Source organism: Actinomadura fibrosa, from assembly GCF_900659615.1.
Taxonomy (GTDB): Bacteria; Actinomycetota; Actinomycetes; order Streptosporangiales; family Streptosporangiaceae; genus Spirillospora; species Spirillospora fibrosa.
The window spans coordinates 1-10,654 of record NZ_CAACUY010000278.1 but is presented as its reverse complement, the minus strand read 5'-3'; the positions used below and the strand labels follow the sequence as shown (position 1 = coordinate 10,654).

The window sequence follows — 10,654 nt, the reverse complement described above, 5'->3', positions numbered from 1 at the left end:
CGGCCCGAGCGGTCGGCGCCGGGGCGCTCGCCGCCCGCGCCGAGCGCGAAGTCGTCGTCCCGGCCGGCCTTGCGGAACCGGCCGAAGCGGTCACGGGGCTGGTTGCTGCGCGGGCGCACCTGGCGCGCGTCCGGCCGCTGCCCCGCCTCCGGGGGCGAGGGCGAGTACGCGGTGTCGTCCACGCGGCCCGCCCGGCCCCGGGAGGCCTCCCGATTCCTCAGCTCCCGGGGCTTGCGGTGGATGCCTTTGAAGCGCATCAGGCTCCTCTGTCAGCGGGATCCCGTGCTTCCGGCGAGCGACCGGGTCCCCGAGGCAGGGTAAGCCGGAACCCGACTCGGCGTCATCCCCGGGAGTCACCACTTACCCTTGGTGCATGGCATATGTCCTGGTCACCCTGCTTTTGCTTGGAACATGGCTTTTCTGCCTGATCGACGTTCTCCAGACGGATTCATCTGAAATGCGCCATCTGTCCAAGACTGGCTGGTTCGTGGTCACGCTGTTCGGCTTCCTGCTCGGCGCCCTGCTCTGGCTGCTCGACGGGCGCCCCCGCCGCTCCGCCCCCGCCCGCCGGACGATGTGGACCCGCATGGCCGCCGACGGCCCCATCGGCCCGGACGACGACCCCGCGTTCCTCAGCGAGCTGGAGCGGCGGCTGCGCGGCGACGACGTCCCGTAGGACGCTCGCGAGCGGCGCCTTCGGCTCAGGCGTAGGAGTGCAGCCCCGAGAACATGTAGTTCACGCCGAAGAAGTTGAACAGCAGCGCCCCGAACGCCACCAGGGACAGGATCGCCGCCTTGCGGCCCCGCCACCCCGCCGTCGACCGCGCGTGCAGGTAGGCGGCGTAGATGATCCAGGTGACGAAGGACCAGATCTCCTTCGGGTCCCAGCCCCAGTAGCGGCCCCACGCCTGGTCAGCCCAGATGGCGCCCATGATGATCGCGGCCGTCCAGATCGGGAACGAGAACATCGTCACGCGCAGCGCCAGCCGGTCGAGCGCCTCCGCCGAGGGCACCCGGGACATGAGGCTCCCGGCGGCCACGGCGCCCCGGCCCTCGGCGCGGACCTTCAGCAGGTAGAGGACCGTCGCCGCGCCCGCGACCGTGAACGCGCCCGTCGCGGTGATCGCGGCCGTCACGTGGATGGCGATCCAGTACGAGTTCAGCGCCGGGCTGACCGGGCCCACCGAGTCGTAGAGCCAGATGTTCGCCACGCCCAGCGCGACGACGGCCGCGGCCATCACGAACGCGCCGAGGAAGCGCGCCTCGTAGCGCCACATGACCACGATGAACGCGGTGACGGCGGCGAACGAGATCGCGGTGAGGAACTCGTACATGTTCCCCCACGGCCAGCGGTCCGCGGCCAGGCCCCGCGTCACGAGGACGCCGAGGTGCGCGGCCCAGCCGAGCACGTTCAGCAGGACCGCGAGGCGGGCCCAGTCGGCCTTGCGGCCCTCCGGCTCCCCGGCGTCGTCCGCCGCGGCCCCGGACGGCGCGGCCGTCCCGGACGGCGCCGGCTCGGACGCCTCGGCGCCCGCGACGCCCACCAGGACCTTGGCCTCGGCCCGCTCCGCCGCGTCCGCCCGCGCCGTCCGCCGGCCGAAGCCGAGGTCGGCCGCGTAGGCGAACAGCGCGACGATGTAGAGGACCACCGTGGTCAGCATGAGCTTGTCGCTCAGGTTCGCGAGGTCGGCGTTACCCACCCTCGTTCACTCCTTCGGTTCGGTTGCCGACCCGGGATCCCGTTCGGCGCCGGGTTCGTCGCCGGACCCGGTCTCGTCGGCGGGCTCCGTCTCGGGCCCCTTCTCACCGGGCTCCGCGTCGGGCCCGTCGTCCTTGCTCTCCGCGGGCTTCTTGCTCTCCGCGGGCTCCCCGCCGGTCGCCGCAGGCTCCCCGCCGCCGGTCGCCGCGGACTCCTCCCCGGCCGGTCTCTCCGGGCCGCCGAGGGCGGTCACGATCTCGTCGAACTCCGCGGTCGGGTTCCCCAGCGTGAGACCCCCGACCTCCACCACCGTACGCCCGCCCTCTCCGGCGCTCGCGCGGACCCACACCCGCCGCCGCCGGACCATGAAGGACGTCGCCACGCCCGCCACCGCGAGGATGGCGGCGATCAGCGCCGGGATGCGGCCGGGGTCGTGGTTGACCGACAGGGTCACGTACTCCTGGAGCCCCTCGAAGGTGATCGAGCCGGAGCCGTCCGGGAGCTTGAACGTCTCGCCGGGCTCCAGCAGCTTCTGGCCGTTCCTGACGGGCTGGAGGGTCTTGCCGATCCCCTCCAGCTTGTAGACGGACTGGGGGTTCCCCGAGTCCAGCCCGATGTCGCCCTTGAACGAGCTGACCGTCACGACCGGGCGGAGCGGCGCGGGGAACGCCGACACGATCTGCTTGCCGTCCTGGCTCGCCACGGCCGTCGGCCACAGGATCGCGTAGAACGCGAGCTGGTCCGGCTCGGCGTCCGGGACCTTGATCACGCCCTCGGACGTCAGGTTGCGCGGCTCCATCGCGAGGAACGGCACCGAGTCCTTGAAGGCGACGTTCCCCTTGGCGTCGCGGACGGTGAAGACCGGCGAGTAGCCGTGGCCGAGCAGGTACACCTTGGCGCCGCCGACCTTCAGCGGATGGTTGAGCCGCAGGTCGTAGGGCGTGCTCTTGCCGTCGGGGGTCTCCCGGTAGTGGATGTTGGCGTGGAAGTCGGTGGCCTGGCCCCGCTTGTCGCCCTTGGTCTCGTAGGTGGCCTTGAAGTCGTCCAGCGTCATCGAGAACGGGGCGAGCTCGTCGGTGCCGAACGCGCGTCCCGGCGTGAACTGGTCGTACTGGCTGAGCGAGTTGGCGAACGACTTGCCCTCGGACAGCAGCACGTCGCCGCGGTAGCCGAACAGGTTGCCCATGCCGAGCGCGAACAGCAGCGCGAGCAGGGCCAGGTGGAAGAGCAGGTTGCCGGTCTCCCCCAGGTACCCCTTCTCGGCGGCGGCCGAACCGTCCGCCACGTCGACGCGGAAGCGCCGCCCCTTCAGGACCTTGCGGGCCTCGGCGAGGACGTCGGCGGGCGACGCGTCCGTCTCGAACGACGCCGACTGGGGCAGCCGCCCGAGGTTGCGGGGCGCCGCCGGGGGCCGCGCCCGCATCGACCGGTAGTGCTTGCCCGCGCGCGGGATGACGCATCCCGCCAGCGAGACGAACAGCAGGATGTAGATCGCCGCGAACCAGGGGGCGGCGAACACGTCGAAGAGCGAGAACCGGTCCAGCCACGGCGCGAGGGTCGCGTGGTCGGCGAAGTAGGCGGCGACCTTCTCCGGGGCCTGGCCCCGCTGCGGCAGGATCGAGCCGGGCACCGCGCCGAGCGCCACCAGGAACAGCAGGATCAGCGCCGTGCGCATCGTCGTGAGCTGGCGCCAGGCCCAGCGCAGCCAACCGAGCGGGCCGATGCCCGTGGGCCGCGGCACCTCCTCCGGGGCCTGCCGGGCGGCGGGCGCCTCGGTGCCCGACTCGGTGCCCGAACCGGCGCCCGTTTCCTTGTCCGTGGTTCTCGTCATCTCAGATAACCGGTTGGAAGCCGCTGATCCACGACTTCAGCTCGATGGTCAGGTCGCCCCACAGGCCGCTCACGAGCAGCACCCCGAGGGCGACCAGCATGCCCCCGCCGATCCGCATGACCAGCGGGTAGTGCCGCTTCACCGCGCCGAACGCGCCGAGCGCCCGGCGGTAGGCCAGCGCGGTCGCGAGGAACGGCAGCCCGAGGCCCGCGCAGTACGCCAGCGACAGTAGCGCGCCGCGCCCCGCGCTCGCCTCCGTGATCGCGAGGCTCTGCACCGCGCCCAGCGTCGGGCCGATGCACGGCGTCCACCCGAGCCCGAACAGCACGCCGAGCAGCGGCGCGCCCGCGAGGCCCGCCGCGGGCAGCCGGCCCGACTTCACCGTCCGCTGGAGCCCCGGGACGAGCCCCATGAACGCGAGCCCGAACACGATCGTGACGGCGCCGAGGACCCGGGTGATCGGGTCCTGGTACTCCAGCAGCCACCGGCCGAGCCCGCCGAAGAGGACGCCGTAGCTGACGAAGACGGCGGTGAAGCCCGCGACGAACAGCGCGACGCCCGCGAGGAGCCGGCCGCGCCGCTGCTCGGCGAGGTCGGCGCCGGTCATCCCGGTGACGTACGACAGGTAGCCGGGGACGAGCGGCAGGACGCACGGCGAGGCGAAGGAGACCAGCCCGGCGAGCGCCGCCAGCGGCGCCGCCGCGAGCAGCGACCCGCTGGTGACGGTGCCGGCCGTGTCCATCCCGGTCGCGAGGATCACTGGTCCGCGATCATTTTTCCGCCAGGACCTTCGCGACCACCGGGTTGAGCTTGGTGTAGGTGGTCGCGCCGATCACGCGGGCGGCGATGCGGCCCTGCCGGTCGAGGACGAGGGTGCTCGGGATCGCGCTCGGCGGCACCTCGCGGAAGGCCAGCGTGACGCGGCCGTCCGCGTCGAACACGCTCGGGTAGCCGACCTTGAACTTGCGCTCGTACGCCTTGGCGTTGTCCTTGGCGTCCTTGAAGTTGACGCCGAGGAACGCGAGGCCCTCGGCCTTGTGCTCGTTGTGGATCTGCTCCAGCGACGGCGCCTCGCCGCGGCACGGCGCGCACCAGGACGCCCAGAAGTTGACGACCGTGACCTTGCCCTTGAGGTCGGCGAGCCTGATCGGCTTGCCGTCCAGGCCCTCGCCGGTGACGTCCTGGAGGCCCTTGCGGTCGGCGGCCTTGTACTCGGTGATGTTGCCGTTGCCGGAGATGAAGCGGTTGTCGCTGCCGTCCGGCCCGTTCTGCGCCGCGTTGGTCCCGGCGCAGCCGGCCAGCAGCCCGCAGAGCGCGCCGGCGACGGCGAGTCGCGCGGGAACGGCGCGCGCGGGGACGATGCGGGGGCTCAACGGACCCTCCTACTACTACAGGACGTAGTACACAAGGTAGCGGTGCGGTCAGGCACCCGCGACACTGGGGCCCTTGGCGAGCCCGGCGGCGGGCTCGCAGTAGGCCACCTCCACCAGCCGGCTGCCGTCGAACGTCAGGCTCGTGACGCTGGCCAGGGCGCATTCCCGCTTGGCCGGATGGTGCCACAGCCGGCGGTGCTCGGCGTGCAGCCGCAGGATCCACACCGGGAGCTGGTGGCTCACGCAGACCGCCTCGTGGCCGCGCGCCGCCTCGCGGGCCCTGATCACCGCGGCGCGCATCCGGGCGGCGAGCTGCTTGTAGGGCTCCCCCCAGGACGGCCGGAACGGGTTGATCAGGAACGGCCAGTGCTGGGGGCGGACGAGCGAGCCGGTCCCCACGCCGAAGGTGTGGCCCTCGAAGTGGTTCTCGGCCTCGGTCAGCCGCTCGTCCACCGTCACGGGCAGGTCGAACGCGTCGGCCAGCGGCGCGGCGGTCTCCAGCGCCCGCTGCATCGGCGAGGAGAACAGCGCGGTGACGTCCCGGTCGGCGAACCACTTCGCGGCGGCCTTGGCCATGAGGACGCCGTCCTCGCTGAGCCGGTACCCGGGCAGCCGCCCGTAGAGGATGCCTTCGGGGTTGTGCACCTCACCGTGCCGCAGCAGGTGAACGATCGTCTTGTCAGTCATGGCGTCGCCAGGGTACCCGCGCCTTCCCAGGGCCTTGTCAACGGGCCTCAGCCCCCGGTGAGCCCCGTCTCGGTCCACGCGTACCGGTCGAGGAAGTGCCTCTCGTCCGCCGCGTACTCCGCGAAAGCCCTTCGTACGTCTGCCAGGTCGGGGACGTGCGTCCGGTAGAGCCGTCCTTGGACGCTGTCCTTGTACTCAAGCTCATACCCGCCGTCCTCCGGCGACACCTGGATGAAGTGGCGTCCGAACACGACCAGGGCGGCGAAGGGGTTCTCGGTGCCGAGCGTCCCGAGGACGTCATGGACGAGCGGCAGGTCCGGGTCCACGACGACCATGCCGTCACCGGTGTGGAACTGCACGCCCTCGTACGCGCCGGTGGGGCCGAGGTTGTGCACCAGCCGCCGGACGGGGTCGTAGCAGACCAGGCCGTGCGCCCTGGCCAGCGCGTAGACCTCGGCAGAGATCTCGTCCGCCAGCTCCGGGGCCATCCGCACCCGCGCGTAGCGGGATCCGGGCGCGGTCACGTCGGCGTCCGGACGGACCTTGGCGAGTTGCTCGGCGAACGCGGCGACGGCGGGATGCAGCGGGACGGCGCCGAAGTCCGTCCCGGCCGCCCGCGCCACGGTGACCGGCGCGGGATCGTGCCAGACGACCAGCTCGAACGTCATGACGCCATCGTCGCAGTCCCGGCCATGGCGGGCACCGGGACGTCGGGCGGCGCGGCGGCACGGAGCGCCGTCACGGCGGCCCGGATGGCGGGACGGCGGGCGGCCTCCTCGCGCCAGAGGGCGTAGACGCGGCGGGTCAGGGGCTCGGCCAGCGGGACGATCGCGACGCCGGGCGGGACGTCGCAGCGGCCGAGGCGGGGCAGGATCGCGTTGCCGAGGCCCGCGCCGACCAGGGCGAGCTGCGTCGCGAACTCGTAGGCCATGTGGGCGATGCGGGGCTCGCTGTCGATGGCGCGGAGGGTGCGCAGCAGCCAGTCGCAGCAGATGCTGTCGGGCGAGGAGCTGATCCACGGGTCGCCGGCCAGCTCCTTCAGCTCGACGGCGTCGCGGTGGGCGAGGGGATGGACGGACGGGAGCGCCACGTCCGCCACGTCGTCGCAGATGACGCCCTTGCGGAGGCCCTCGGGCAGCGGCAGCGGCTCGTTGTTCCAGTCCTGGGCGATGGCCAGGTCGAGGTCGCCGCGCGAGACGAGGGGCATGCTCTGCATCGGGTCCTCTTCGCGGAGCTGCACCCTGAGGTCCGGGTGCTCGGCGCCGAGGCGGCGCAGGGCGGCGGGCATGAGCCCCCGGACGGCGGTGGGGAACGCGGCGATCGAGAGCTGCCCGACGACGGAGCCGCGGTGCGCCTCCAGATCGGCCTGCGCCTGCTCGACGAGCGACAGGATGCGCTCGGCGTGGGCGACGAGCAGCTCGGCGGCGTCGGTGAGGCGGACGCCGCGCCCGTTGCGCTCCAGGAGCTTCTGGCCGGTCTCCCGCTCCAGCTTCGCGAGCTGCTGCGAGACGGCGGAGGTGGTCACGTGGAGGACGTCGGCGGCGGCGCTGACCGAGCCGTAGGTCGCCACGGAGTGCAGGGCGCGCAGCCGTTCCAGATCCAGCATGAAGCAATGCTAAAGCGAGGTGTCAAGGAGTTCTAGCTTGTCCTTAAACAAAGGGCTCGGGACCATCGGGGAAGGGAGCCGCCCGCCCCTCGCTCCCGCCCGAAACCCTCAGACGAGGTGAGACCGTGCACGGAATCCACGCGTCCCTGGTGACGCCCTTCACCCCCGCCGGCGAGGTGGACGTCGCGTCGCTGGAGCGGCTCGCCGCCCACTGCCTCGACCAGGGTGCCACGGGACTGGTGGCGCTCGGCACGACCGGTGAGGCGCCGCTGCTGAGCCCCGCCGAGCAGCGGACGGTCCTGGAGGTGTGCCGGGCGGTGTCGATCGAGCGCGGGGCCCCGCTCACCGTCGGCGCCGGGACCATGGGCACCGAGGACTCGATCCGCGAGGCCCGCGAGCGCGCGCCGCTCGCCGACGCCCTGCTCGTCGCCGTCCCCTACTACCTGCGCCCCTCCGACGACGGCGTCATCGACCACTTCGCGGCCGTGGGCGCCGCCGTGGACGTCCCGCTCGTCCCCTACAACATCCCGTACCGGACGGGGAAGCACCTGTCCGCCACGGCCCTGGTCCGGCTGCTCGCCCTGGACTGCGTCGCGGGCGTCAAGCACTGCCCCGGCGCGATCGACCACGACACCCTGGCGCTGCTCGCCGCGCGGACGGGCAAGGCCGTCCTGTGCGGGGACGACGCCTACGCCTACCCGATGCTCCAGCTCGGCGCGACGGGCGCCATCGCGGCGTCCGCGTGCCTCGCGCCGGAGGCGTACGCCGCGATGGCCGGGGCCGTCCGCGCCGGGGACGCGGCGCGCGGGCTCGCGCTCCACTCCGGCCTTCTCCCGCTCGCCGAGGCGCTGTTCGCCGAGCCGTCGCCCGCCGTCCTCAAGGCCTGCCTCGCCGAGGCCGGCCTGATCGAGCACCCCGCCGTCCGGGCCCCGCTCCATGCGCCCGCGCCCGAGACGGTCGCCCGGGCCCGGCGCGCGTTCCGCGCGATGCCCCTCCTCCCCCCGCGCCACGCGGCGGGGGGATGCGGAGGGACGTCCCCCGCCGGGACGCAGTGCCTCCTCTCGCGCCGCTGAGAGGCGGCACGCGCCCCGGCTCAGGCGACCTGGGCCGCGGCCCGCGCCGCGTGGGGAAGGGCGTCCAGAATGCGGTTCAGCGCCGTCTCGTCGTGCGCGGCCGACAGGAACCACACCTCGTACGCCGACGGCGGGAGGTAGACGCCGCGGTCGAGCGCGGCGTGGAAGAACGCGGCGTAGGCCCGGGAGTCCTGCTGCTGCGCGGCGGCGAAGTCGCCCACCGGCTGGTCCGTGAAGAAGATCGAGAAGAGGTTGCCCGCGTTCTGCAGCCGGTGCGGGACGCCCTCCGCCGACAGCGCGTCCGAGGCCGCCTTCGACACGACCGCCGCCGCCTCGTCGATCGCCGCGTACACCTTGTCGGTGGCGCCGCGCAGCGTCGCGAGCCCCGCGGCCGTGGCGAGCGGGTTCCCCGACAGCGTGCCCGCCTGGTAGACGGGCCCGGCGGGGGCGAGGCGGCCCATGATGTCGGCCCGCCCGCCGAACGCCGCCGCGGGCAGCCCGCCGCCCATCACCTTGCCGAACGTCACGAGGTCGCCCGGCACGCCCTCGATCCCGTACCAGCCGGACCGCGACGCCCGGAACCCGGTGAGGACCTCGTCGATCACGAGCAGGGCGCCGTTGCGCTCGCAGAGCCGCTTCAGCAGCGCGTTGAAGTCGGGCAGCGGCGGCACGACGCCCATGTTGCAGGGCACCGCCTCCGTGATGACGCAGGCGATCTCGTGGCCGTGCTCGTGGAACGCCAGCTCCACCGCGGCGACGTCGTTGTAGGGCAGGACGAGCGTGTCGGCGGTGGTGGCGCCGGTCACGCCCGGGGTGTCGGGCAGCCCGAAGGTCGCGACGCCCGAGCCCGCCGCGGCGAGCAGCGAGTCGACGTGCCCGTGGTAGCAGCCCGCGAACTTCACGATCTTCGAGCGCCCGGTGAAGCCGCGCGCCAGCCGGATCGCCGACATCGTGGCCTCGGTGCCGGAGTTGACCAGCCGGACCTGCTCCACCGGCGCCCGCGCGACGATCTCCTCGGCGAGCTCGACCTCGCCGGGCGTCGGGGCGCCGTAGGACGTCCCGCGGCCCGCCGCCTCCCGCACCGCCTCGACGACGGCGGGATGGGCGTGCCCGAGGATCATGGGTCCCCAGGAGCAGACCAGGTCGACGTAGGTGTTCCCGTCGGCGTCGGTGAGGTACGGGCCGTCCGCCGAGACGAGGAAGCGGGGCGTCCCGCCCACGGCCCCGAAGGCCCGGACCGGCGAGTTCACCCCGCCGGGGACGACGCGGCCGGCGCGGTCGAACAGCTGCTGGGAGCGATCGGTTCCAGTCACGGCCCCAGTCTCTCAGTTGCAGTTCGGCGACTGCCCTTGACCGCGCCGGGTACGGGCCGATATTCCACCAAGTACGACATCGGCGCCGGTCGGAGGCGCCCCTTGGCTCAGACCGGCGTCGGCCGTATCGGAGGGATGGCTTTCAACGTGGTTGACGGCTGGACGGTCCCGGGCTTCACCCACGAGCGGGAGCTGGGCGGCGGCGCGGCGGGCCGGATGGTGCTGGCGGTCGACGACCTCACCAGCACGAAGGTCGCGATCAAGTACCTCGACGGCGGGCTCGGCGCCGACGAGGCCTTCCTCGCGCGCTTCCGCGCCACCGCGCGGAGCCTGTCCCAGCTGGAGGACCCGAACGTCGTCGACTTCTACGACTTCGTCGAGACCCCCGACGGCGCCGCGATCGTGATGGAGCGCGTCGACGGCGTGAGCCTGCGGCACATCCTCGCCGTGCAGGGCCCCGCCGGCCCGCTCGCGGCCCTGTCGATGCTGGGCGGAACGCTCCTCGGCCTCGCCGCCGCCCACGAGCGCGACATCGTGCACGGCGCCGTCCGCCCCTCGAACGTCCTGGTGGACCGGGAGGGCAACGCCCGCCTCGCCGACTTCGGCACCGCCGCCGCGGGCACCGAGGCGCAGTCGGGCCCGCCGTACGCGGCGCCGGAGCTGTGGGACGGCGTGCCCGCGAGCGTCGCCACCGACCTCTACGCCGCCACCGCGATCTTCTACGAGTGCCTCACCGGCCGGCCGCCCTACAGCGGCCGGAACATGGCGAAGCTGCACCGCGAGGCGCCGATCCCGGCCGAGGAGGTCCCCGGGCCGCTGCGCGGCCTCATCGCGCAGGGCCTCGCCAAGGACCCGCACGAGCGCCCGAAGTCGGCCGCCGACTTCCTCGGCGCGCTGGAGGACGCCGCCGTCTCGGCGTACGGGCCGTCCTGGGAGGCCCAGGGCCGCGGGCGGCTCACCGAGCTGGCCGCCCAGGCCGCGTCCCGGCCGGAGCCGCCGAAGCCGAAGCCGTCCCGCGCCAGCGGCCGCAACCCGATCGTGGCGGCCGCGCCGTCCGGCGGCGGGTCCCGGG

Annotated in this window: 11 protein-coding genes and 1 pseudogene; 3 read left to right on the top strand and 9 right to left on the bottom strand. The window is 73.4% G+C overall.

The window, feature by feature from the left end:
• A pseudogene (locus E1300_RS42685) lies at positions 1-257 on the bottom strand (hypothetical protein); the annotation flags it as partial.
• Between the two features lie 116 nt (positions 258-373).
• Between E1300_RS42685 and E1300_RS42680 the strand changes: the two are divergent.
• Positions 374-676, top strand: a complete 303-nt coding sequence (locus E1300_RS42680; RefSeq protein WP_131762982.1) for a PLDc N-terminal domain-containing protein — start codon at positions 374-376, stop codon at positions 674-676.
• A 25-nt stretch (positions 677-701) separates the two neighbouring features.
• Here the strand turns inward: E1300_RS42680 and ccsB are convergent, their stop codons facing one another.
• From ccsB to E1300_RS42645, 7 genes are read right to left on the bottom strand one after another with little or no spacing between them, the layout of a single operon-like run.
• Positions 702-1,700 (bottom strand): c-type cytochrome biogenesis protein CcsB, encoded by a 999-nt coding sequence (ccsB, locus tag E1300_RS42675; RefSeq protein WP_207400275.1) that lies wholly within the window; start codon positions 1,698-1,700, stop codon positions 702-704.
• A 6-nt stretch (positions 1,701-1,706) separates the two neighbouring features.
• Entirely contained in the window at positions 1,707-3,530 is a 1,824-nt protein-coding gene (resB, locus tag E1300_RS42670) for a cytochrome c biogenesis protein ResB (RefSeq protein WP_131762981.1), read from the bottom strand.
• Position 3,531: 1 nt separating this feature from the next.
• Complete coding sequence (locus E1300_RS42665) at positions 3,532-4,272, bottom strand: cytochrome c biogenesis CcdA family protein (protein WP_131762984.1); 741 nt, start codon at positions 4,270-4,272, stop codon at positions 3,532-3,534.
• A gap of 28 nt (positions 4,273-4,300) precedes the next feature.
• Entirely contained in the window at positions 4,301-4,903 is a 603-nt protein-coding gene (locus tag E1300_RS42660; RefSeq protein WP_242619755.1) for a TlpA family protein disulfide reductase, read from the bottom strand.
• Between the two features lie 48 nt (positions 4,904-4,951).
• Entirely contained in the window at positions 4,952-5,590 is a 639-nt protein-coding gene (locus E1300_RS42655) for a histidine phosphatase family protein (protein ID WP_131762980.1), read from the bottom strand.
• Between the two features lie 47 nt (positions 5,591-5,637).
• A complete protein-coding gene (locus E1300_RS42650) occupies positions 5,638-6,258 on the bottom strand; it encodes a hypothetical protein (protein WP_131762979.1) in 621 nt (206 codons plus the stop codon).
• Positions 6,255-7,196 (bottom strand): LysR family transcriptional regulator, encoded by a 942-nt coding sequence (locus tag E1300_RS42645; protein WP_131762978.1) that lies wholly within the window; start codon positions 7,194-7,196, stop codon positions 6,255-6,257. The genes E1300_RS42650 and E1300_RS42645 overlap by 4 nt, the downstream gene beginning before the upstream one ends.
• Positions 7,197-7,321: 125 nt before the next feature.
• Between E1300_RS42645 and E1300_RS42640 the strand changes: the two genes are divergently transcribed.
• Positions 7,322-8,269, top strand: coding sequence for a dihydrodipicolinate synthase family protein (locus E1300_RS42640; RefSeq protein ID WP_131762977.1), 948 nt, complete (start codon positions 7,322-7,324; stop codon positions 8,267-8,269).
• 20 nt (positions 8,270-8,289) lie between these two features.
• Here the strand turns inward: E1300_RS42640 and hemL are convergent, their stop codons facing one another.
• A complete protein-coding gene (hemL, locus tag E1300_RS42635) occupies positions 8,290-9,582 on the bottom strand; it encodes a glutamate-1-semialdehyde 2,1-aminomutase (RefSeq protein ID WP_131762976.1) in 1,293 nt (430 codons plus the stop codon).
• Between the two features lie 135 nt (positions 9,583-9,717).
• On the opposite strand from hemL, the gene E1300_RS42630 reads away from it, so the two are divergent.
• Positions 9,718-10,654, top strand: a 937-nt coding sequence (locus tag E1300_RS42630) for a serine/threonine-protein kinase (protein WP_131762975.1), incomplete at its 3' end; no start/stop codon positions are given.

What these genes read in the sequence shown, in the direction of transcription:
- E1300_RS42645 (WP_131762978.1), bottom strand. Translation starts at nt 7,196, where the DNA reads ATGCTGGATCTGGAACGGCTGCGCGCCCTGCACTCCGTGGCGACCTAC.
- E1300_RS42650 (WP_131762979.1), bottom strand. Translation starts at nt 6,258, where the DNA reads ATGACGTTCGAGCTGGTCGTCTGGCACGATCCCGCGCCGGTCACCGTG.
- resB (WP_131762981.1), bottom strand. Translation starts at nt 3,530, where the DNA reads ATGACGAGAACCACGGACAAGGAAACGGGCGCCGGTTCGGGCACCGAG.
- E1300_RS42655 (WP_131762980.1), bottom strand. Translation starts at nt 5,590, where the DNA reads ATGACTGACAAGACGATCGTTCACCTGCTGCGGCACGGTGAGGTGCAC.
- E1300_RS42680 (WP_131762982.1), top strand. Translation starts at nt 374, where the DNA reads ATGGCATATGTCCTGGTCACCCTGCTTTTGCTTGGAACATGGCTTTTC.
- E1300_RS42665 (WP_131762984.1), bottom strand. Translation starts at nt 4,272, where the DNA reads ATGGACACGGCCGGCACCGTCACCAGCGGGTCGCTGCTCGCGGCGGCG.